This is a genomic window from Hathewaya massiliensis (assembly GCF_902143515.1).
GTDB classification, from domain to species: Bacteria; Bacillota; Clostridia; order Clostridiales; family Clostridiaceae; genus Hathewaya; species Hathewaya massiliensis.
This window is the reverse complement of the sequence record NZ_CABFVD010000006.1, coordinates 20389-44096: the sequence shown is the minus strand read 5'-3', so window position 1 is coordinate 44096 and position 23708 is coordinate 20389. Positions and strand designations below refer to the sequence as shown.

The following is a 23708-nucleotide window of genomic DNA, read 5'->3' as shown; positions in this document are numbered from 1 at the left end:
AATGAAAGCAAATAAAACATTATTACAATCGTTGTATAAAGATATAATACTTGAATTTTCAAAGGAAACCGGCAAGGGGTTAGATGAAAGTATGGATTATTTTTATAAATCCCAAACTTATGAATTAATTAGTGAAGGAGTAGGAGATTTACATTGTAGGGGTTTTAAATATTTAGCACAGGAGCTAATGCTAGAGTATGGAATTATGAAACATAAAAGTTATCCAAAAGATTTTGTGCATTAAATCTACTTAAAAAAGCACGTTTGGACTGAAAATTCTACAGGATTTAAAAGGGATTTCGAGCTTATCAATTTGTTTAGAGGAATATAATTTTCTTAAACCAGGGATAATATAGAAGTACTATTTGAAAATACAGATTTTGGAGTAGGAGATTAAAAGTTAAATTTAAGAGAAGTTTAATAAATATAAATTAAATAATAAAATCAAGGATAAATATAATTTGTAAGTAAAAACAAAGAATAAATGTAGAGAGAGTATATGAATAGCAGTCTTGAATAAAAACCATGAATAAATAGAATCTTCCTTTATTCATGGTTTTTTAATAGAATTAATAAACAGATACTTTTGTTTAAGTGGAGTTTTTTACTCCTAATAAAATTTAGAAGCTACTTATGCCTTGTAATAGAAACTCTTCGTTGTACTTTAGAAAATAAGAACTAATATCCTTTATTTATATCAACTATATTTAATAATTCTTCGCCTTCTTTATACCTTCTTAAGTTTTCTATAAATAATATCCAGCGTCTTTCGCTTATGTTTTCGCTTATCCAAGAGTTGTGGCAAGTTAAAATTACATTTTCTAATTCCCAAAGTGGATTATTCAAAGGAAGGGGTTCTTCCTCAAATACATCTAGGGCTGCCCCTTTAATTTTGTTTTCTTTAAGAATATTGATTAAGGAATTTTCATCTACAATATTTCCCCTAGATACATTTATAAAGATTGCGTCTTTACGTAGTTTTTCTAGTCTTTCTTTGTTCATTAATTTATGAGTTTTTTCTGTATGAGGGATGGTTAAAATTACAGCATGACTTTCACTTATGACCTCATCTATATTTTCTAAGGCATAGCATTTATCGAAGTAATTAACCTCTCTTCCAGTTGTGTTAACTCCAAGAATTTTAACTCCAAAGGGTTGAAGCCTTTTAGCTGTTTCTATTGCTATATCTCCAGTTCCTATAAATCCTATGGTTTTTCCGTAGAGTTCTTCAACTTTAAAATCTAAGTGCCATTTTTTATCTAGTTTATTTTTATAGGCAGAAGGTCTTCTTTTGGTAAGTTCTAAAAGACTACATATAATCCATTCACCAATGGGTATAGAGTAACTATTTTTATTATTGGTAACTAGGATATTTTTATTTTTTATTTTATGTTTTGGAAGATGTTCAAAACCTACACTGCTAAGCTGTATCCATTTTAAGCTTGGGAATTTATCCACATCAACCTTGCTAAAGGTGTCATATCCGATTACTACTTCTATATCCTTCATATAATCTTTAAATTCTAAAGAGTTTTCTCTTTCAACAAAGACCTCATAGCCTAAATTTTTAAGCTCTTCTTCTCTTTCTTTTAAAAAGCCAAAGGTTATTAATAATTTTTTCATTTTAACACCTCCATTTATTTAATTGTCTCATTTTTCTTAGGTTTTTTAAAGGATAAATTTATACAAATAAAGTTTTTGGATTTATAGGAAGTATTAGATTTCAGAGTCAAAAGATAAAATTATAAAAACTCTTATATGTTATTGTATAATATAAATATATAAATGTTTCATAGTTGTTGTATAGTTAGGGTATTGTTTTTACACAAATAATCATGGAGGAAATTGATATGCTAGGACAGGGTATAGATATAAAGGACTTAAATAAACATTTTTATGAAAAATGGATGAATACTAGCAGTGATTTTCCAGAGCTAGGTGTTGAAATTACTTATATTGAAAAGAAAAAAGCTGAGGAAGATACAGATAGAGGTATAGATAAAATAATGGATTTAATTGGGCGATTTCCAAAGGAGGAAATCCATAAGAGGGCTTGGAAGACTAGGGTTAAAGGCGCTGTTAAAGAGTTTGCCTTAAGGGAATATTCTGCCTATGAAAAAAGTGAATTAGAACCTTATATAGCTCATTTTTTTTCTGTAATGGAGGACTTTTCAAGAGAATCCAGGGAATTTGATAATAAACTTTCTTATTTAGAAATATGGCAAGGTATGAGAAATGTTTGGGCCATGGTATTGCTTCAAATTATGTTTAAAAAAGAGATTGGCTTAACCCAATCAATATTAAGTTATAGTTTGTTATATCCATATACGGATAATTATCTAGATAATAAGGAGTTATCACCTAAGGATAAAAAGAATTTTAATAATTTAATTAAGAAAAAATTAAAGGGGGAAGAGGTAGAACCCTTAGATTATACTTCTGAAAAGGTAGTTCAGCTTATTTCTAAAATAGAAAATCAGTTTAATAGGGAAGAGTATAAAGAGGTGTATAAAAGTCTTATTTTAATTCAAGAGGCTCAGGAGAAGAGCCTAAGTCAGCATGGTAATAAAAGTTCCTTATATGAAAAAGAACTTTTAGAGGTTTCTATTGAAAAGGGAGGAGCATCGGTTTTAGCTGATGGTTATCTTGTTTCTGGAGAATTAAGCATAGAAGAAATATATTTTTTATTTTCTTTTGGGGTATCCCTTCAAATAGCAGATGATATTCAAGATATTAGAGAAGATATAAAAAATAATCATAATACATTAGCTACAAAAATCGCCTATAGGTGGGACTTAGATAATCTTGCGTGTAATTTATTAAATTTTACCTTAGAGGGTTTAAAAGATTTAGAAAAGGTAAATAAGGATAAAAATGAAGTTTTAGAGAGATTTATAATTAAAAAATCTATGAACTTTATTTATTTTGCCATAGCTAAAAATAAGAAACTGTATAGCAATGAGTTTATTATAGACTTTGAAAAATATTTGCCATACACCTTAAAGTATATAGAAAAATTAAATAAAAATTTAAATAAGAAGTTAAAGAAGGTTAAAAGAAAGCTAGGTAATGAAAGATTTAAAGAAGCAATAGAATATTTGTTTTAATTATAAATTCGAAAAGTTTGAAAAATTTAAAAAATTATATTGACTTTCAACTTACCTCTATAATATAATTATAATAATTTAAAAAGAATTAATTAGTTGGTTTTTATATTAATACTAAACATGTTAAAATTTATGTGAAGGAGGAAAGATCATGGAAAATATTAAAAAGGCATTTGTAGGACAAGTTAAGTATCTATATTGGTGCTATTACTATCTTAGTAATGGTTTTTTGTCTTACAAGAAAATATGTTCTAGCCTTTTTAATGAGATTTTTCATAGGCCTCTTATAAAATTCATAAAAACTATGCCAGTATGTTTTAGTATGTAAGTTTTCAGTAGGCATAAAATATGATTTTTAAATACAAACTTTGTATAGAAAGAGATCTCTTAAAAAGGGGTCTCTATTTTTTTTTACTTAAAATATGAAAGGGGATTATTATTATGAGGTATGAAAAATGTGAAAAGTGTCAAGGCACAGAGGTTCTAGTGGGGGAAAGCAAAATAGGTGGTTCTAATTTTGGGGTTATAGCAGGACCATGTTCTGTGGAGAGTAGGGAACAGATTGTAGCTATTGCAAAGGAAGTAAAGGAAAGTGGGGCAGGATTTTTAAGAGGAGGAGCTTTTAAACCAAGGACTTCACCTTATAGTTTTCAAGGACTTGGTTGTGATGGATTAGAACTTTTATTAGAAGCTAAGAAAGAAACAGGGCTCCCCATAGTGACAGAAATTATGTCCACGGATTATATAGATATTTTCGAAGAGAAGGTTGACGTAATTCAAGTCGGGGCAAGAAACATGCAAAATTTTGAGCTCTTAAAGGCTTTAGGAAAAACAAGAAAACCAATACTTTTAAAGAGAGGATCTTCTGCTACCATAGAAGAACTTTTAATGGCTTCTGAATATATTTTAGCTGGAGGAAATGAAAATGTTATTTTATGTGAAAGGGGAATTAGAACTTTTGAGAATTTCACAAGAAATACTTTAGATTTAAGTGCTGTAGTAGCCTTGAAAAGCTTAACTCACCTTCCAGTTATAGTGGATCCAAGTCATGGGGCGGGTTTATGGTGGATGGTAGAGCCACTATCTAAGGCTGCTGTGGCTGTAGGTGCCGATGGGCTTATTATAGAAGTGCATAATGACCCTGAAAATGCTCTATGTGATGGGAATCAATCCTTAAAACCTAAGAAGTTTTCAAGCTTAATGAGGGATTTAAAGGAAATTATAAAAATTGAAAAAAAGTTTATTTAGGGTGAGAGTATCATGGAAAATCATTGGCTAGAAAATTTTAATATAACTATTGTGGGACTTGGACTTATTGGTGGTTCTTTAGCAAGGGGAATAAAAAAATTAAATCCTAAAAATCTTTGGGCGATAGATTTAAATGAAGAATCTTTAAAAAAAGCTGAGGAAGAGGGTATAATTGATAAGGGGTTTAAATATGCAAAAGAACCTCTTATGGAATCTGATTTAGTAATACTTTCTATATATCCAAAGGAAGTTTTGAAATTTATATATGAAAATGTGTATAATTTTAAAAAGGGGGCAATTATAACGGATTGCACCAGTGTAAAAGGAAAAGTGGTTTATAAGTCTCAAAAATTTCTTCAAATTATTAGAAGGGATTTAGAGTTTTTAGGGGGACACCCTATGGCAGGAGGAGAAAAGTGTGGATTTAAATTTTCCAGTGAAAATATATTTAAAAATGCCACTTATATTCTAACTCCTACAAGATTTAATAAGGAAGAATCCATAGAGAAGTTAAGTGAATTATCTACACTTACTGGGTTTAAAAAGGTTTTAAGTATGTCTCCTGATGAGCATGATAAAATGGTTGCTTTTGCAAGTCACTTACCGCATATACTAGCTTTTATTTTGGTTAGTAATAGAAAGGTTAAGAAAGAAAACTTTTGTTTTGGTGGAAGTTTTAAAGATGCTACTAGGGTAGCTTTTTCAAGTCCAGAACTTTGGACAGATATTATCATGGAGAATAGTTCTAATGTTTTAGAGGAGTTAGGTGAATTTCAAAAGAATATTAAGTATATAGAACATATGCTTAAAAATAAGGATAGAGAAGCTTTAAGTTGCTTTTTAGAGAATATAAATAAGGAGAAAATATAAATAGATGAGAGAAATAGAAGTAAATTTAAAGGAAAACACTTATAGGATTCATATAGAAAAAGGGATTTTTAGAAAAATACCTTCCTTGATTAGTGAGATTTACGAGGAAGAGAAGATTTTTGTAGTTACAGATTATAATGTGTATAAATTTTATGGTGAGAGTCTAAAAGAAGACTTAGAGAAATCTGGGTATAAGGTTTTTTTACTTAAGGTTAAACCAGGGGAGGAGAGTAAATCCCTAGGCACTGCTACAGAAGTTTATAAAGAATTTTTGAAAGCCAAGATATGCCGTTCTAATTTGATTATTTCCTTAGGTGGTGGAGTTGTTGGAGATTTAACAGGCTTTGTTGCTTCTACTTATTTAAGAGGGGTTCCTTATATTCAGATTCCAACTACCCTACTTTCTCAAGTTGACAGTAGTATTGGGGGAAAAGTGGGGATAAATTTAAGTGAAGGAAAAAATCTTGTGGGAAGTTTTTATCATCCTAAAAAGGTAATCATAGACCCTGAGGTTTTAAATACCTTAGATGATAAAGTATTTAAAGATGGACTTGGAGAAGTTATTAAATATGGCTGTATTAAGCATAGTGAATTATTCTATAATATTTTAAACTATAATTCCATAGAAGAATTAAAGGATAATATGGAATATATAATATATACTTGTTGTTATATAAAAAAGGAAATAGTTGAAGAAGATGAAAAGGATTTAGGGCTTAGAATGATATTGAACTTTGGCCACACCCTAGGTCATGCTATAGAAAAGTATTTTAATTATGAAAAATATACTCATGGAGAGGCTGTAAGCATCGGAATGCATTATATTACTAAGGTCAGTGAAAGTTTAGGTTATACAAAAAGAGGAACTTCAGATAAAATATTAGATATTCTAAAAAAATATGAAATAGATTATAATATTCCTTCTATGAATATGGAGGAGGTTTTAGATATTATAGCCTTAGATAAAAAAAATCTTCATAAAGGTATAAATCTAATCCTTCTTAAGGAAATAGGAGAAGCTTTTATAGAAAAGATGGAATTAGAGAATTTGGCAGAAGTTTTTATTAAAAATAATAAAAAATAAAGTCTTATATACTGAAAGGGTGGGCTTATGGCTACGTTAAATATAGAACCTAGAAAGTTAAAAGGAGAAGTAAATATACCTCCTTCTAAAAGTTTAAGTCATAGAGCTATAATTTGTGCTAGTTTATGTGAGGAAGAGAGTAGGATTTCCAATGTACTTTTGTCAGAGGATATAAAAGCTACCATAGAGGGAATGAGGGTTTTAGGTACTAGCATTAGAATAGAAGAGGGAAACTATGGAATGAATGATTTATATATAAGAAAGGAGAGAGAAATAGTAGAAAAGGCTGTTATAAATTGCAGAGAATCAGGCTCTACTCTAAGATTTTTAATTCCATTAGCTTTAGTTAAATCTTCTAAGAGTGAGTTTTTAGGTAGTGGAAAATTAGTGGAGAGACCTTTAAATACTTATTATAATATGTTTCAAGAAAAGGGAATTTATTATGAAAATAATAAGGGAAAACTTCCTCTTATATTAAAACAGGGATTAGAATCTGGAGAGTTTTTGGTTAATGGAGATGTAAGTTCTCAGTTTATTTCAGGACTATTATTTGCTCTTCCAATTCTAGAGAGTGATTCAAAAATAAAAATTAAAAATCATATGGAGTCAAAGGCATATGTAGATCTTACCATTAATATAATGAAAAAATTTGGAGTTAATATAGAAAATAGAGAGTATAAAGAGTTTTATATTAAGGGGTCTCAAGAATATAAAGCTTTTAACTATAAAGTAGAGGGGGATTTTTCTCAAGGGGCTTTCTTCCTAGTGGCAGAGGCTTTAGGAAATGAAATTCAGGTTCAAGGACTTGATTATAACTCTCTTCAAGGGGATAAGGAAATTGCTGGAATTATAAAAGTTATAACAAAGGACCCTAGAAGAGAAACTATAATAGATGCCTCAGAGATTCCTGATTTAGTACCTATTATGGCGGTATTAGCTTCATTAAAATTAGGAAAGACTTCTATTATAAATGCAGGAAGGCTTAGAATAAAAGAATCTGATAGATTAAAAGCCATATGCAAGGAGCTTAAAAAATTAGGTGCTAATATAGAAGAAAAGGGTGATGGGCTTATAATCTATGGAAAAGAAGAACTAGAAGGTGGAGCCACAGTTCATTCTTGGAATGACCATAGAATAGCCATGTCTCTTGCCATAGCTGCAACTAAGTGTAAAAAACCTTTAATATTAGAAGAGAGCGAGTCAGTAAATAAATCTTATCCACATTTTTGGGAGCATTATAAAAGTTTAGGCGGATTAATCAGTGAATAAGTGAATAAGTAATAGATAATAAGTAAGGGTTGAAAGTTGGAAATTCATAATTATAGCTGTATTTTCTTTATTCATTTAATTAAGAAGCTGAAAAGTATGAGGGAAAGTTGTATGAATAATTAAAGTTTAGGAGGGGACTTATGAGTGCGGTAATTGGTAATAAATTAAAACTAAGCATTTTTGGAGAATCTCATGGAGAGGGACTTGGCATAGTTATAGATGGACTTCCACCAGGTGTGGAGTTGGATTTAGACTTTATAAAATTTCAAATGAAAAGAAGAGCACCTGGGGGCAGTAAGCTTTCAACATCTAGAAATGAAAAGGATATATTTAATATTTTAAGTGGAGTTTTTGAAGGAAAAACTACGGGAGCACCCTTATGTGCTGTGATTTTTAATAAGGATACTAAATCAAAGGACTATGGAGAATTAAAGTCTAAAATGAGACCTAGCCATGCTGATTATCCAGCTAGGGAAAAGTATTTAGGTTTTAATGACTATAGAGGGGGAGGACATTTCTCAGGAAGAATAACTGCTCCTCTAGTGTTTGCAGGGGCCATTGCGATAAAACTTTTAGAGAGCAAAGGTATATATATAGGAAGTCATATAAAAAGCATATATAATATAGAAGAAGAAAATTTTGATTTTCAAGAATTAAGCGAGGAATTATTTTTAAATTTAAGAAATAAGGAATTCCCTGTTATGGATGAAAATAAGGGTGAACTTATGAAAGAAGAGATATTAAAGGCAAGGGAACAGGGAGATTCTGTTGGTGGTATTATAGAAGCTGCAGTAATAAATCTTCCTGTAGGTCTTGGAGCTCCTTTCTTTGATTCTGTAGAGAGTAGGCTTTCGCATATGTTATTTTCTGTGCCTAGTATAAAGGGAGTTGAATTTGGGGAAGGATTTAATATTAGTAAATTAAAAGGATCTGAAGCTAATGACCCTTATGATCTAGAGCATGGAAAAGTTATAACTACTAAAAATAATAATGGTGGAATATTAGGTGGAATTACAAATGGCATGCCACTAGTTTTTAGGGTAGCTGTAAAACCAACTCCTTCTATTGGAGTATCACAAAATACAGTGGATATAGAAAATATGAAGGGGGTAGAATTAAATATAACAGGAAGGCATGATCCTTGTATTGTAAAAAGGGCAGTGCCAGTAATTGAAAGTGTTACTGCACTTACACTTTTGGATTTTATATTAGAGAGGGAAGGGGAACTATGGAAAATATAAATAACATAAGAAGAGAAATTGATTTAATAGATGAGGAATTAGTTAAACTTTTTGAAAAAAGACTAGAACTAGCACTTAAAGTTAGTGAATATAAAAAGGAAAAATCCTTACCTATTTTTGATAGTAATAGAGAAACTGAAGTTATAAATAAGGCTAAAAGCAGATTAAATAATCCACAATTTGAAATTTATTTAGAAGAGTTTTTCACAGATATTATGGAAATCAGCAAAAAACTGCAGTATCATAATAGTAAGAATAAATAGGAGATGGTTTTGTGGAAAATTTATATGGCATTATAGGGGAAAAACTAGGGCATACTTATTCGCCTAAGATTCATTCAATGATTTTAGAAAATATAAATGTAGAAGGGCATTTTGGAGTATTTCAGGTTAAAAAAGAGCTTTTATGTGATGTAATTCCTGGGCTTAAAGCCTTAGATTATAAGGGGATAACTGTAACCATACCTTATAAAGTGGATATTATAAAATCTCTAGATGGCCTAAGTGAAGAGGCTGAGAAAATAGGTGCTGTAAATGTAGTTAAAATTCAAGATGGAAAAGCTATAGGATATAATACAGATTATTATGGATTTGGAATGACCTTAGAGCATTATGATATAGATTTTAAAAATGAAAATGTACTTATTTTAGGAACAGGTGGAGCATCGAGAGCTGTAGTTCAATTCCTAGCAGATAATGGAGCTAAGGAAATCACTTTTGTAACTAGAAATAAGGAGCAGGGAAAAGAAAAGTATCCACAATATAAAGTTATAAACTATGAAGAATTAGATTCCATAAAAGAGGGTGCTTTAATTGTAAATTGTACTCCGGTTGGGATGTATCCAAAATGTGATTTTACTCCAATAGATAGAAAACACTTTAAAAAGTTTAAAGCAGCTGTAGATATTATATATAATCCTTTGGAGACAAGGTTTTTAAAAGAGGCTAGAGAAGAAGGATTAAAAAGTGTAAATGGAATGTATATGTTAGTTGCTCAAGCTGTAAAGGCGCAGGAGATTTGGAATAATATGAAGATTTCTTATGATATAGTAGATAAAATTCATGAAATAATTAATTCAGGTGATTTATAATGCATAAAAATATTGTTTTAATAGGTATGCCAGGGTGTGGAAAAAGCACCTTAGGCTTCTTTTTATCTAAAAAACTAGGGTTAGATTTTATAGATTTAGATGTTTACATAGAAACAAAAGAAAATAAAAAAATTCCTGAAATTTTTCAAAAGGGAGAGGATTATTTTAGGGATTTAGAAGCAAAATCTGTGGAGGAAGTTAGTGAATACAATTCTATTATAATATCCACAGGTGGAGGAGTAATAAAAAGGGAAGAAAATATAAAAAACTTAAAACATAATGGAAAATTAATTTTTATTGATAGGCCTTTAGAGAAGATTTTAGAGGATATAGATACTGAAAATAGACCTTTACTTAAATATAAAAAAGATAATTTATATAATTTATATAAAGAGAGATATGATTTATATAAAAAGTATGCAGATTATAGAATTTTAAATGAAGGTTCCTTAGAAGAGGCTTTAAATGAAATTTTAAACTTATTAGAAAAAGAAAATATAATTTAAAAGGGGCTATGATTATGGAGAAAAAACTTAGTGACATATTAGTTATAAATGGACCTAACTTAAATTTTCTAGGCATAAGAGAAAAGGCAGTTTATGGAGCTAAAACCTATGAAGATCTTTGTAATTACATAAGAGAACAGGGAGAAAAATTAAATTTAAATCTTACAATAAAACAAAGTAACATAGAGGGAGAAATTATAAATTTTATACAAGATGCCTATAAGAAATATGATGGAATAGTTATAAATCCTGGGGCTTACACTCATTATAGCATTGCTATTTATGATGCTTTAAAGTCTGTTTCTATAGATACTGTGGAAGTTCATTTAAGTAATATTCATAAAAGAGAAGAATTTAGACATAAATCTGTTACAGCAGCAGCTTGTATAGGACAGATATCAGGCTTTGGATTTTTAGGATATAAATTAGCTTTAGAAGCTTTAATAAGTGGGTAATAATTTAGAGTATTCAGATGTGATATCTATTCATTTCTATAAACTAAAAATTCAATGGAATTAAGTTATTTCAAATGCAAATAGAATCTATTAGTTCTATCTATAATCTATATTAGAAACATAGGCCTTCTTAAGTTTAATATAGTAATATAAGAATAAACTTAAGGGGGAGTTTTTTTGGATAAGGATAGATTAAAAAATTTAGATCCTAAATTTAGAGAAAAGCTTATGAGAGAAGAATTAGGAGAAGAAAAGTGTAAGATTTTAGATAAGTATAATTTACATCCAAACCATAGGATTTATTGGGAAAGAATTCAGGAGAAATATCCTACTCAAGAATACTTTAGCCATAAGTTTGCCATAAAAAGTTCAGCTCTTGGAATGGTTTTTCATATATATAGATTATGTTTTGCAAAGACTAAGTATTTTGAAAACAATTGGGATAAATTTATACCATGCATTTACAAATGTAGAGAAGGCTTTGTAGAAACAGAACTTTACGATATGGAATATATCAAACATAGGAGTACAGGAATTATTATAGATTTAAGGGAATTATCTAAAATTCATTGGCTACAAGATTTTAAGGATTTATGTACTTATTTAGAGGAAGAGGAGAAAAAAATCCTATATGGACAGAATAAGCAGGAAAAAATAGTGTAGGTATATAGTGAAGGATTTTAAAGGGAATATCTAGAATGAATAATAATTGAGTTATTATTTATACTGTGTTAGAATTGAGTTGTAAAAAATCTTTGAATAATTTTATAAACATAATTTAAGCAATAAAAACAGGGGGGCTAGGTTAGGCTGGCTGAGATAAAGACCCTATGAAGTCTTTGACCCTTTTAACCTGATCTGGGTAATGCCAGCGTAGGAAACATAATTGTAATTTTAAGGACTATTTTTTAAAAGGAAATTCTAAGTTTCTTTTTAAAGCATAGGAAGCCTATTTACTATAATGCAAATCCGAAACTGGGTTTGTATTTTTTTTATAATCTTTTTTATTTAATACTATAGATTTAAGTGTTTTAACTTATATATTATTTAAATTTAACAATTAAAATAGAAAGTGGGGACTTATTATGAAAAATGTATTAACTATAGCAGGTTCAGATAGTTGTGGAGGTGCTGGTATACAAGCAGATTTAAAAACTTTCTCAGCCCATGGAGTTTATGGAATGTCGGTTATTACAGCTATTACAGCCCAAAATACCATGGGGGTTTTTGCAGTACAAGATATAGATAGAGAAATTATAGAAAAACAAATTAGTTGCATATATGAAGATATTAAGGTAGAAGCAGTTAAAATAGGTATGGTATCTAAAATCGAAACTATAGAAGCTATATCAGAGGGGCTTCTAAAATATAAGGCTAAAAATATTGTGGTGGATCCTGTAATGATTTCTAAAAGCGGATATGATTTATTAAAACCAGAATCAAAAGAAGCCTTAATAAAAAAATTAATTCCTATAGCAACTATTGTTACACCAAATTTACCAGAGGCAGAGGTTATTTTGGGAAGAGAAATTAAAAGCCTAGAGGAAATGGTAAGTGCCGCAAAGGAAATATATAATATGGGACCTTCTAATGTTTTAGTTAAGGGAGGACACTTAGCAGATGATGCTACAGATGTTTTGTATGATGGCAAGGAGATTTATTTTTTAAAGGGAGAGAGAATAGAAACTAAGAACACTCATGGAACAGGATGCACCTTATCTTCTGCTATAGCTTCTAATTTAGCTCTAGGATATGAGGTAAAAGAGGCTGTGGAGAGGGCTAAAGCTTATATAACTATGGCTATAGAACATTCTTTTTCCATAGGACATGGGGTTGGACCTACTCACCATTTTTATAAATTATATAAGGATGCAGGAATTATAGAAAAATAAATATAAAAATAACTAAAGGTGGTTTTAGAAATGACAAAAGAGGATAAAGGATTAGGGTTTTATAGTTTTTTAGCCCTTTGGTTTGGAGCTGCTATATCTATAGCAGAAATAATGACTGGGGGACTTTTAGCACCTCTTGGATTTAAAAAAGGATTACTTATTATACTTTTAGGACATATTGTAGGAACTACTATTTTGGTTTTAGGTGGAATTATAGGTTATGAGAAAAAGGTACCAGCTATGGAATCTACACGAATATCCTTTGGACTTTATGGTTCTCATATGTTTTCCATATTAAATATACTTCAATTAATAGGTTGGACTGCTGTTATGATAATATCAGGGGGACGTTCATTGAATATAGTAAGTAAGACCCTTTGGAATTTTGATAGTATTAGTTTTTGGAGTATATTAATAGGTATATTAATTTGTCTTTGGATTTATCTTGGAACTGTGGGCTTAGAAAAATTAAATGTAATTGCAGCTTCACTTTTATTTGGACTTACCTTAGTTTTAAGTTTTGTTATATTTAAAGAATCTTCCTTATTCTCTAAAGAGGTACAAGGTACTATAAGCTTTGGAGGGGCTATGGAATTAAATGTTATAATGCCACTTTCATGGCTTCCCTTAATAGCAGATTATACAAGGCAGGGAAAGAGTAAGAAGAGTTCTATTTTAGGAAGTTGGATTGGATATTTTGTAGGAAGTTCTTGGATGTACATTATAGGCTTAGGTTCAGCTATAGTATCAGGAAATACAGATATTGGGGCTATAATGATAGCAGCAAATTTAGGCTTTTTAGCTTTAGGAATCTTAGCATTATCTACAGTTACTACAACTTTTTTAGATGCATATTCAGCTGGAATAACTACTTTAAATATTCTACCAAAACTTAATGAAAAGAAGGCAGCAGTATTTATGGGAATCATAGGTACAATTATAGCTTTAGTGTTCCCAATAGAACAATATGAAAACTTTTTATATGCCATCGGTTCTGTGTTTGCACCATTGTTTGCAGTACTATATACAGATTATTTTATAATTAAAAAGAATAGAGAAATAGAAGAAAATGTTTTAATAAATTGGGGTGCTACTATAGTTTGGGCACTAGGAGTAATGCTCTATTACATATTAATAAAATATGATTTAATATTAGGAACTACAGTACCGGTTATGATAATTATTTCAATAGTTTATACTATTACTTGGAGGTGGACTGTAAAATGGAAATTAATAAGGAAATCTTAAAAGAATGTAGTGAAACTCTTTTAAAACTTAGAGAAGAAAAACCTTTAATTCACCATATAACAAATTATGTAACTGTAAATGATTGTGCTAATATAACTTTGGCTATAGGGGCATCGCCTGTTATGGCTGATGATATAAATGAGGTTAATCATATGGTTTCCATAGCATCTGCATTAGTTATAAATATTGGAACCTTAAATTCTAGAACTGTTCAATCTATGATAAGTGCAGGGAAAAAAGCAAATGAACTAAATATTCCGGTTATATTAGATCCAGTTGGAGTAGGTGCAACGGAGTACAGAACAGAAGTTGCAAGGGAACTTTTGGACAAGGTGCATTTTACTGTAGTTAGGGGAAATATGGCAGAGATTAAAATCTTATCAGGATTAAAAAGTGAAATTAAGGGAGTAGACTCTAATGAAGATTTAGAGGGTTTAGAACATATAGCTAAAAATTTAGCTTTAAAATTAAATTCAGTAGTTGCTATAACTGGAGCAATAGATTGTATATCAGATGGTAAAAGAACGGTTTTAATAAAAAATGGACATCCTGCTTTATCTAGGGTAACGGGGACAGGATGTATGACTTCTTCTTTAGTCGGCTCCTATACAGCTATAAATAAAGATGGATTTATAGGCGCTATTGCAGGAATTGCTTCCATGGGAATCGCAGGAGAAAGATCCTTTGAAAGTTTAAATAAAGAAGAGGGCATAGGAACTTTTAGAGTTAGAATCTTTGACAATATATATAATTTAAAAGAAGAGGATTTTATAAAATATGCAAAAGTATTTTCAATATAATTTTTAAAGTAATAACTATGAGTAAACATATTTTTATAAGATTATAGACAGAAGATTTATGAATAGCTATAAATAGTTATAATTTATTCTAGAAAGAGGGGGAAGAATTGAAGAAGTTTTGTAAGGATAAAGTAGATTATAGAGTGTACTTAGTTACAGATAGAGAAGTCTTAGGAAATAGAAGCTTAAAAGAAGCTGTAGAACAAGCTATATTAGGGGGAGCCACATTGATTCAATTGAGAGAAAAAAACTTATCAAGTCTTGAATTTTATAATGTAGCTTTAGAAATAAAAGAAATAACCTCAAAATATGAAATTCCTTTAATAATAAATGATAGACTAGACATAGCTTTAGCCATAGATGCAGAAGGAGTTCATATTGGACAAGAAGATATACCTCTTTTAGTTGCAAGAAAAATTTTAGGTGAAGAAAAACTTATAGGAGTTTCAGCTCAAAACTTAGAACAAGCACTAAAGGCAGAAAGTGAAGGAGCTGATTACTTAGGAGTTGGAGCAATATTCAAAACATCTACTAAGAAAGATGCAAAACAGGAAATGGGGTTAAAATTGTTAAGTGAAATAAAGGAAAAGGTAAGAATACCTATAGTAGGCATCGGTGGTATAGATCATAGTAATGCTAGAAGTGTTATGGAAACAGGAGTTCAAGGAGTTGCTGTAGTTTCTTGTATTTTAGGTAAGGAAAACATAAAGAAAGCTACGGAGAGTTTGAAAAATAGATTATAGGAAAAACAAAAAGACTAGAATTATAATACTTTAAAAAAACTCATGATTATAAATTTAAAACTTATAATTGTGAGTTTTCTTATTTATAGAAAATATAAGGACAATTGATTTTATATATTAGATGAATTAAATAATAAGTAAATACACTATTAAAAACTACCATATCATTCTCAGACTATATAAGTGAGATAATATGGTTTTTTCTATTTTCAAATATATCCAAAATAGTATATAATATTATGAGGAATAGTTATAATATATACTATAAATTTGAGTGAGTTATGATGTCTTTTTTACAAATGTAAAATTGTTTTGTACAAATATATTATGCTTTCAAAAGTGGTAAGTTTTTATTACTATATTTTTAAATGGAAGGATTGGTGTATAATATGGATTTTAATAATGAAGAATTAACCATGGAAGAGGCTATGGAGGCCATTGATAGTTCTATGAAAAATATAAGAGTTGGCGATGTAGTAAAAGGAAAGGTAATATCCATATTGGAAAAAGAAGTTTTAGTTAATATAGGATATATGAAAGATGGGGTAATTCCTTTATCAGAACTTTCTTTTGAAGAAGAGGTGGAGCCTTCTAATATAGTTAAAGAGGAAGAAGAAATCTACGTTTACATAGTGAAAAGAGATGACGGAGAGGGTAATGTACTTCTTTCTAAGAAAAGAGCTGACGAGGTAAAATTATGGGATGCTTTATATGAAGCTAAGAAAAATAATGAAACAGTAGAATTTAAGGTTAAAGAGGCAGTTAAAGGTGGGCTTAGAGGAGAGGTTAAAGGCTTAAAAGCTTTTATGCCTATGTCCATGGTATCTGCTCATTTTGTTGAAGATTTTACTGTTTATACTGGAAGAGAATTAGAGGCAAAGGTTATAGAGGTTGATAAAAGAGATTCTAAGATAATCTTATCAAGAAAGGTTATTGAACAAGAAGAGATAAAAAATAAAAAAGAGAAGTTCTGGAATGAGATTAAACAAGGAGAAATTAGACGTGGTACTGTAAGTAAGATAATGAATTTTGGAGCTTTTGTGGACTTAGGTGAAGAAGAAGGACTAATTCACATATCAGAGCTTTCATTTAGAAAAGTTAAAAATGCCAATGAGGTAGTTACTATTGGGCAGGCTGTAGAGGTTTATGTGCTAGAGGTAGATAGGGAAAAGAAGAGAATATCCCTAAGTTTAAAGGCCTTAGGAGAAAACCCTTGGGATAATATTTCAGGTGAGTTTAAAGAAGGAAATGTTTTAGAAGGAACTGTTACAAGGGTTTTAGAGTTTGGGGCTTTTGTAGAGATTTCAGAGGGCTTAGAAGGACTTGTTCATGTAAGTGAAATATCTGATGAAAACATAGGAAATCCTTCTAACATACTTAAACCTTTAGATAAGGTTAAGGTGAAGATTTTAAATATTGATAAGGAAAATAAGAGAATATCTTTAAGTATAAAAGAAGCTAAGGAAAGGGTTGTAGAGGATTTTTCAAAGTATGTGGATAATGAGGAGTCTTCAAACACTCTTGGGGATTTATTAGGTGATAAGTTTAAAAGCTTAAATTTAAAGTAGGAATATAGAAGGTGGGAGGAAACTCTCACCTTTTTTTCAAATATTTAATAAATTTAAAGGGATTTTAGGGGATTATGTGGAATTTTATAGGTAATATGTAAGGCGCTTATGATAGGTATCTTAGGATAACAATACAAGGTAATTCTTAGGGTTTAAAGGGGGCGGGGGGGAATATATGAAAAAAGATTTAAAAAGACGATTTATGATACCAGTTTTTATGGTGGCTACTTTTGGGCTGTTTATATTATGCTTCACTTCTTATTATCAAGCTAAAAAATTATTAAGTAATTATATAGAAAAAAGAACAGAAGATAAGGTGGAAAAGCTAGTAACAAGCATAGACAATAAATTAGAAAAGTGGATTTCTACTGTAGAATTTTTTTCTCAATATGATTCTGTTAAGAATTTCAAGCATGGAGAATTTTTTAGTATTATAAAAGAAAACAAGGAGTATACTGACAATTTTCAGTCAGTTATTATAAGCAATTTAAATGGTGATTATGTTTCACATAGATGGGGAAAAGGAAATATAAAGGATAGAAAATATTTTGTTGAGGTACTTAAAGGAAAAACTGTAATATCAGATCCAATAATCTCTAAGAGTACAGGAGAAGCTTGCATAGTTATAGCTTCTCCCATTAAACAGGGAGAAAAAATAAAGGGTGTAATTTCTGTAAATATAAGCTTATCCCGTCTTACAGATCTAATAAATTTAGAAAAGATAGGTAAAGAGGGCTATGCTTTTATGTTGGACTCTACAGGACAACTTATGGCATATCCAAATAAGAAACTTATATTAAAAAATAATATGATAACTGAAGAGAATAAGGGACTTTCCAATATTTGCAACAATATGGTCAGTGGCATTGCAGGGGTTGGAGAATACATTTATAAAGGTGAAAATAAAATAATAGCATATAGACCTATAAAAAAAGCACCATGGTCTGTTGGTATGACTGCAAATTATAAGGAAATTGCTAAGGATATAGAGGCTCTTAGAAATTTCATGTTTTCAACTGGTTTTTTAATTATTACCTCAATTTTAGGCGCTTTATACCTATTAATAAAATCAGTTACTACTCCTATAGAGGAGATAAAGGAATCTATTAAGATTGCTACAGAGGGAGATCTATCCGTTCAATGCCATGTGAATAGAGAAGATGAATTGGGGGATCTTGCTAAAAGCTTAAATACTCTTATAAATGAGAATAAAAGACTTTTAGATGAAGCTATAGAGTATGATAAGTTAAAGGTTGAATTTTTTTCTAATATTTCCCATGAATTAAAGACACCTTTAAATTTAATTTTTTCTACTGTTCAAATGTTAAATTTATATTTTGAAAAAATTAATGAGACTACAGGAAATAAAATATATGAGGAATCAGTGAGAAGTATAAGTGGAAATGAATTGGGGGATATAGGAAAGGATGAATCTAGGATAAGTTTAGATGTAACTAAGATCGAATCCTATGTGGATATAATTGAACAAAATACTTATAGACTAATAAGGCTTGTTGATAATCTAATAGATGTGACAAGAATTGATTCGGGAAGTATGGAAATTGAGTTAAACAATAATAATATAGTAGAGATTGTTGAGGATATAACTTTAGTTGCAGCTAAATATATGGACAAAATAGACCGTAATATTATATTTGATACAAATAAGGAAGATATTATTACAGCTGTAGACCAAGATAAAATAGAGAGAATTGTTTTAAATTTAATTTCAAATGCTATAAAATCCACAGAAAAGGGAGACACTATAAAGGTAGAAGTTTTAAATAAGTTGGATAAAGTTGAGATAGTGGTTAAGGATACTGGAAAGGGAATTGCAAAGGAAAAGCAAGAATTAATTTTTGAAAGGTTTAGACAGGCAGATGAACTTTATATAAGAAATCATGAGGGAAGCGGTATAGGGCTTTCTATTGTAAGATCACTAATTGAAATGCATGGTGGAGAAATTAAATTAAATAGTAATTTAGGTGAAGGGACAGAAGTTATAGTAACCTTGCCTATTAAGAGCTTAGAAGGAAATATTAGGGAGCAAAGAATATTTAAAGAATCTAAAGAAATAAAAGTGAGAATTGAATTTTCAGATATATATAATTAATAAGTGAAGTTCTTTAATTTAGAGGGAGATTTTGTCGATTAGTATCAATTTTTTTTTACAAAAACTTTATTTATGCTATAATATTAATTACAAAATATGAATGGAGGGTTAAAATATGAGCATACATATTTCAGCAAAACCAGGAGAAATAGCAAGTACAGTATTATTACCAGGAGATCCTTTAAGAGCTAAATTTATAGCAGAGACTTTTCTTGAAAATCCAGTTTGTTATACAGAAGTTAGAGGAATGTATGGTTTTACAGGAACTTATAAAGGAAAGAAAGTTTCTGTTCAAGGAACAGGTATGGGCATACCATCTATTTCAATTTATGCAGATGAATTAATAAATAGTTATGGTGTTAAAAACCTAGTTAGAATAGGAACTTGTGGAACAATTCAACCAGATGTTCACGTTAGAGACGTAATAATTGCTATGAGTGCATCTACAGATTCAAGCATAAATAAAATAAGATTTAGTGGAAGAGATTATGCTCCAACTGCAAGTTTTGAACTTTTAAAGAAAGCTTATGATGGAGCACAAGAATTAGGAATAAGCACTCATGTTGGTAATGTATTAACATCAGATACTTTCTATCATGATGATCCAGAATCATGGAAACTTTGGGCTAAGTTTGGAGTTCTTGCATTAGAAATGGAAACTGCAGGACTTTATACTCTAGCAGCTAAATATGGAGTAAATGCTCTAGCATTATTAACAGTTAGTGATAATGTGTTGACAGGTGAAGAAACAACTTCTGAAGAACGTCAAAAGACATTTACACAAATGATTGAAGTTGCTTTAGGTTTAGCAGAATAAAATTAGAGTATCTATATACAAATAATATTTAAAGTTTTAAAAAATTGCTGACAAATTTTTGTAAGCAATTTTTTTATTTAATAGGTTGTATTAATTCTAGAATAGTTCCATCATTATCTTTGAAGTACACAGCCTTACTCATTCCACAGCTTTGAGAAGTTAAATCGAAAAATTGTGGTTCTGATAAGAATTGAACACCTTTTTCTTTAAGCTTTTTATAAGTTTCATCAATATCTTTAACAAAAAAACAAACCTCTGAAATTCCAACGTTACTTAATCTATCATAAGTCTTACCATAGTTATTACAACCAATAAATTCTAAAAGTTCTATAGGTGGTGATTGTAAATCATCCGAACTATTAAAATACACAACTTTTAATTTTGCATCTTTAATACCAGTTAAAACCTCTACATTATGACCTTCCATTATCATGCTACTAGTTAATTTAAGTCCTAATATATCACCATAAAATTTTATAGCATTATCCATATTACTAACAGTTATGCCTACATGTGCAATTTTTCCAATCATAATATTTCTCCTTAGATTTAAAATATAAATACTTACTAAATTATAATATATTATTATAATTTAGTAAAAGCTATTTTAGATAGTACTTAAATAAAAGAATATAAAAAATTTTAAACAATAGATTTTATTTTAATTTATGTATGCCTCCTATACAGAAAAAACTTACTTACTTATTTAAAATTGGGCTGTTGCATTAAGAATAAATACAACAATATACTGTGCTAACTTTAAATTTGAAAATCCATATATTGTATGTAAATTCCTTAGTGCAACAGCCTCATAATTAAATTACTAGTTAAAGTTTAGGTTAAAGTTTCATTAAATGTATTTACTATTTTAAAATACTGACATATAATGTAGAAATTAAATAGTTTTCACTTAGGTTTTTATTTTTTAGGAGGTGAATTTTGCATGGAAGATGGTCTTCCGAGTAACTTGATATTTTTACAATTTAATAATAGGTTTGCTAATTGTGGCTATTTCATGGAAGTTTCTTTCATGCAAAGCCGTAAATAGCAATGCAATTAAAGGAGGCATTGTTATGACAATAAAAAAATCAAAGCTTTTAGGTCTAACAGAACAAGAAGCTAGTTCTAGATTAAATAAATTTGGATCTAATAGCATTGTAGGAGAAAAAAAACAAACCAAATTTAAAAGGTTTATAGACAATATAAAAAATCCTTTAGTTATTTTATTAAGTATTCTTGCTTTGGTTTCTTATTTAACAGGAGATAAGAAGGCAACAGTTGTAATGCTTGCTATGGTTGCTTTAGGTGTATTTTTAAAGTTTACTCAAGAAAGCAAAGCAGATGAATCAGCAGAAAAATTAAAATCCATGGTAACTACAAATTGCACAGTTATACGTGGAGGAAGGAAAAAGGAAATACCTTTTGAAAAATTAGTTCCAGGAGATATAGTACATTTATCTTCAGGAGATATGATTCCTGCAGATCTTAAACTTATAGATGGAAAAGACCTATTTGTAAATCAATCTGCTTTAACAGGTGAATCTATTCCTGTGGAAAAAAATGTAGTAGAAGAGGAATTTAAGGAACCATTACAAAATCCTAATCTTTGCTTTATGGGAACTAACGTAGAGAGTGGAAGTGCTCTTGCAAAAGTTTTAAATACAGGCCGTAGAACTTATATTGGAAAGATAAGTGATAAGTTATTAGAAAAAAAAGAACTTACTAGTTTTGATATAGGAATAAATAAATTTACTTTATTAATGATAAAATTCATATTTGTTATGGCACCTATTGTATTTTTTGCTAACGGTTTATCTAAAGGAGATTGGGGTTCAGCATTTTTATTTGCTATAGCTATTGCTGTGGGGCTAACTCCTGAGATGCTTCCAATGATAGTTACAGCAAACTTATCTAAGGGTGCTATATCCATGAGTAAGAAAAAAGTAATAGTAAAAAAACTTAATGCTATACAAAACTTTGGAGCTATGAATATATTATGTACAGATAAAACAGGAACCATAACCTGTGGAAAAGTAATTCTAGAAAAACATCTTAATATATATGGAGAAGAAAGTGACAGGGTATTAAAATATGCATATATAAATAGTTATTATCAAACAGGGTTAAAAAATGTTATGGATGATGCTATTTTAGAATATAAGGATAATGGTCAAGAGGAATTCGATGTGCCTAAAAAATATATGAAAATAGATGAACTTCCTTTTGATTTTCAAAGAAAAAGAATGTCGGTTGTAGTAAGAAGACTTGAAGAAGAAGATATACTAATATGTAAAGGTGCTGTAGAAGAGGTAATTTCTCTGTGTGATAATTATGAAATAAAAGAAGGAACAGAAGAGTTTACAGAAGAAAATACAAAAATAATTTCCGATATGTCTAAGAAATTAAATGAAGAAGGTTTTAGAGTTGTTGCAGTTGCCTATAAAAGACATAGCAATATAAAACATGAATATACTGTGGAAGATGAAAATAATCTAACATTACTTGGATTTATGGCATTTTTAGATCCACCTAAGGAGACTTCTGGAGAAGCTATTAAAAAATTTAAAGAATATAATGTAGATGTAAAAGTTCTAACTGGTGATAATGAAATAGTAACTAAGAAAATATGCAAAGAAGTAAATCTATCTGTGGATAAAATTTTGCTAGGTAGAGATATAGAAAAAATGAATGATGAAGAATTGGCAATAGAAGCTGAAAAAACTACAGTATTTGCAAAACTATCACCACTAGACAAAGAAAGAATAATTAAAGCATTAAAGTCAAAAGGCAATGTAGTTGGATTTATGGGAGATGGAATAAATGATGCACCAGCTCTAAAGGCAGCTGATGTAGGTATCTCAGTAGATGGTGCTGTAGATATTGCAAAAGAATCTTCAGATATAATACTTCTTGAAAATAATTTGTTGGTCTTAGAACAAGGAGTTTTAGAAGGACGAAGAATTTTTGGTAATATTACTAAATATATAAAAATGACTGCAAGCTCTAATTTTGGAAATATGTTTAGTGTACTTGGAGCTAGTATATTACTTCCGTTTTTACCTATGCTTCCAATACAAATATTAACCAATAATTTACTTTATGATATATCACAAAGTGTAATCCCTACTGATACAGTGGATCAACAATGGATAAAAAAACCTAGAAAATGGGAAGTTGACAATATTAAAAAGTATATTATGTATATAGGGCCTATAAGTTCAATTTTTGATTATATCACATATTTTGTGTTATGGTTTGTGTTTAGAGCTCATAATAACCCAGCTCTATTCCAAACAGGGTGGTTTTTAGAATCTTTATTAACTCAAACCTTAATAATTCATGTAATAAGAACAAATAAAATACCATTTATACAAAGTAGAGCTAGTAGACCCCTTACCATAACTACTCTATTAGTTGCAGTTGTAGGAATAATATTAGTAAATTCACCTTTAGGAAGTGCCTTTGGATTTGTAAAACTTCCATTTATGTATTATCCAATATTAGCTTTAATACTTATGGGATATATTGTCCTTACTCAAATAGCTAAGAGATATTATGTTAAAAAATATGAAATAGAATAAGAAAAGCATTTAAAAGTATTTCACATTATATAAACTTAAACCATAGAATATGTATTAACTTATATCCAAGGTAGCT

At 29.6% G+C, this 23708-nt stretch carries 23 protein-coding genes and 1 riboswitch; of the genes, 21 read left to right on the top strand and 2 right to left on the bottom strand.

Annotated elements, in window-relative coordinates; all coding sequences use genetic code 11:
• The first annotated feature begins 1 nt into the window (after nucleotide 1).
• Nucleotides 2–244, top strand: coding sequence for a hypothetical protein (locus FNZ64_RS11340; RefSeq protein WP_142414975.1), 243 nt, complete (start codon nucleotides 2–4; stop codon nucleotides 242–244).
• Nucleotides 245–678: 434 nt separating this feature from the next.
• Here the strand turns inward: FNZ64_RS11340 and FNZ64_RS11335 are convergent, their stop codons facing one another.
• The gene (locus FNZ64_RS11335; protein ID WP_142414973.1) at nucleotides 679–1623 is read right to left on the bottom strand and encodes a phosphoglycerate dehydrogenase; all 945 of its coding nucleotides are present in this window, start codon (nucleotides 1621–1623) and stop codon (nucleotides 679–681) included.
• 227 nt (nucleotides 1624–1850) lie between these two features.
• Here FNZ64_RS11335 and FNZ64_RS11330 point away from each other — a divergent pair, with 227 nt between their 5' ends.
• From FNZ64_RS11330 to deoD, 19 genes are all read left to right on the top strand, one after another.
• A complete protein-coding gene (locus FNZ64_RS11330) occupies nucleotides 1851–3107 on the top strand; it encodes a hypothetical protein (RefSeq protein ID WP_142414971.1) in 1257 nt (418 codons plus the stop codon).
• A 151-nt stretch (nucleotides 3108–3258) separates the two neighbouring features.
• Nucleotides 3259–3435, top strand: coding sequence for a hypothetical protein (locus tag FNZ64_RS14725; protein ID WP_185903755.1), 177 nt, complete (start codon nucleotides 3259–3261; stop codon nucleotides 3433–3435).
• 113 nt (nucleotides 3436–3548) lie between these two features.
• The gene (gene aroF / locus FNZ64_RS11325) at nucleotides 3549–4355 is read left to right on the top strand and encodes a 3-deoxy-7-phosphoheptulonate synthase (RefSeq protein ID WP_142414969.1); all 807 of its coding nucleotides are present in this window, start codon (nucleotides 3549–3551) and stop codon (nucleotides 4353–4355) included.
• Between the two features lie 12 nt (nucleotides 4356–4367).
• Complete coding sequence (locus tag FNZ64_RS11320; protein WP_142414967.1) at nucleotides 4368–5225, top strand: prephenate dehydrogenase; 858 nt, start codon at nucleotides 4368–4370, stop codon at nucleotides 5223–5225.
• A 4-nt stretch (nucleotides 5226–5229) separates the two neighbouring features.
• On the top strand, nucleotides 5230–6309 hold the full coding sequence (gene aroB / locus FNZ64_RS11315) for a 3-dehydroquinate synthase (protein WP_142414965.1): 1080 nt from the start codon (nucleotides 5230–5232) through the stop codon (nucleotides 6307–6309).
• Between the two features lie 27 nt (nucleotides 6310–6336).
• Nucleotides 6337–7578: a 3-phosphoshikimate 1-carboxyvinyltransferase gene (gene aroA, locus FNZ64_RS11310; RefSeq protein WP_142414963.1), complete on the top strand. Its 1242-nt coding sequence runs from the start codon at nucleotides 6337–6339 to the stop codon at nucleotides 7576–7578.
• Nucleotides 7579–7718: 140 nt separating this feature from the next.
• The gene (aroC, locus tag FNZ64_RS11305) at nucleotides 7719–8819 is read left to right on the top strand and encodes a chorismate synthase (RefSeq protein ID WP_142414961.1); all 1101 of its coding nucleotides are present in this window, start codon (nucleotides 7719–7721) and stop codon (nucleotides 8817–8819) included.
• Nucleotides 8807–9082, top strand: a complete 276-nt coding sequence (locus FNZ64_RS11300; protein WP_142414959.1) for a chorismate mutase — start codon at nucleotides 8807–8809, stop codon at nucleotides 9080–9082. Before aroC ends, FNZ64_RS11300 begins: the two co-directional genes overlap by 13 nt.
• An 11-nt stretch (nucleotides 9083–9093) precedes the next feature.
• Nucleotides 9094–9909 (top strand): shikimate dehydrogenase, encoded by an 816-nt coding sequence (gene aroE / locus FNZ64_RS11295; protein WP_142414957.1) that lies wholly within the window; start codon nucleotides 9094–9096, stop codon nucleotides 9907–9909.
• A complete protein-coding gene (locus FNZ64_RS11290; RefSeq protein ID WP_142414955.1) occupies nucleotides 9909–10415 on the top strand; it encodes a shikimate kinase in 507 nt (168 codons plus the stop codon). Before aroE ends, FNZ64_RS11290 begins: the two co-directional genes overlap by 1 nt.
• A gap of 14 nt (nucleotides 10416–10429) precedes the next feature.
• Nucleotides 10430–10870 (top strand): type II 3-dehydroquinate dehydratase, encoded by a 441-nt coding sequence (gene aroQ / locus FNZ64_RS11285; RefSeq protein ID WP_207705524.1) that lies wholly within the window; start codon nucleotides 10430–10432, stop codon nucleotides 10868–10870.
• Nucleotides 10871–11047: 177 nt separating this feature from the next.
• Nucleotides 11048–11533, top strand: a complete 486-nt coding sequence (locus tag FNZ64_RS11280) for a hypothetical protein (RefSeq protein WP_142414951.1) — start codon at nucleotides 11048–11050, stop codon at nucleotides 11531–11533.
• 120 nt (nucleotides 11534–11653) lie between these two features.
• A riboswitch (TPP riboswitch) is annotated at nucleotides 11654–11767 on the top strand.
• A 188-nt stretch (nucleotides 11768–11955) separates the two neighbouring features.
• Nucleotides 11956–12762 carry a bifunctional hydroxymethylpyrimidine kinase/phosphomethylpyrimidine kinase gene (gene thiD / locus FNZ64_RS11275; protein WP_142414949.1) on the top strand — a complete coding sequence of 269 codons (807 nt, stop codon included), beginning with the start codon at nucleotides 11956–11958 and terminating at the stop codon, nucleotides 12760–12762.
• Nucleotides 12763–12792: 30 nt separating this feature from the next.
• Complete coding sequence (gene cytX, locus FNZ64_RS11270) at nucleotides 12793–14010, top strand: putative hydroxymethylpyrimidine transporter CytX (RefSeq protein ID WP_142414947.1); 1218 nt, start codon at nucleotides 12793–12795, stop codon at nucleotides 14008–14010.
• The gene (thiM, locus tag FNZ64_RS11265) at nucleotides 13992–14810 is read left to right on the top strand and encodes a hydroxyethylthiazole kinase (RefSeq protein WP_423244951.1); all 819 of its coding nucleotides are present in this window, start codon (nucleotides 13992–13994) and stop codon (nucleotides 14808–14810) included. The genes cytX and thiM overlap by 19 nt, the downstream gene beginning before the upstream one ends.
• A 107-nt stretch (nucleotides 14811–14917) precedes the next feature.
• A complete protein-coding gene (gene thiE, locus FNZ64_RS11260; protein ID WP_142414943.1) occupies nucleotides 14918–15553 on the top strand; it encodes a thiamine phosphate synthase in 636 nt (211 codons plus the stop codon).
• A 389-nt stretch (nucleotides 15554–15942) separates the two neighbouring features.
• Nucleotides 15943–17121, top strand: a complete 1179-nt coding sequence (gene rpsA, locus FNZ64_RS11255; RefSeq protein ID WP_142414941.1) for a 30S ribosomal protein S1 — start codon at nucleotides 15943–15945, stop codon at nucleotides 17119–17121.
• 175 nt (nucleotides 17122–17296) lie between these two features.
• Nucleotides 17297–19234 carry a sensor histidine kinase gene (locus tag FNZ64_RS11250; RefSeq protein WP_142414940.1) on the top strand — a complete coding sequence of 646 codons (1938 nt, stop codon included), beginning with the start codon at nucleotides 17297–17299 and terminating at the stop codon, nucleotides 19232–19234.
• Nucleotides 19235–19349: 115 nt separating this feature from the next.
• Nucleotides 19350–20051, top strand: a complete 702-nt coding sequence (gene deoD, locus FNZ64_RS11245) for a purine-nucleoside phosphorylase (protein WP_142414938.1) — start codon at nucleotides 19350–19352, stop codon at nucleotides 20049–20051.
• Nucleotides 20052–20124: 73 nt separating this feature from the next.
• Here deoD and FNZ64_RS11240 read toward each other — a convergent pair whose 3' ends face one another.
• Nucleotides 20125–20583 (bottom strand): VOC family protein, encoded by a 459-nt coding sequence (locus FNZ64_RS11240; protein WP_142414936.1) that lies wholly within the window; start codon nucleotides 20581–20583, stop codon nucleotides 20125–20127.
• Nucleotides 20584–21124: 541 nt separating this feature from the next.
• Here FNZ64_RS11240 and mgtA point away from each other — a divergent pair.
• Nucleotides 21125–23632 (top strand): magnesium-translocating P-type ATPase, encoded by a 2508-nt coding sequence (gene mgtA, locus FNZ64_RS11235; RefSeq protein WP_142414934.1) that lies wholly within the window; start codon nucleotides 21125–21127, stop codon nucleotides 23630–23632.
• Nucleotides 23633–23708: the final 76 nt, after the last annotated feature.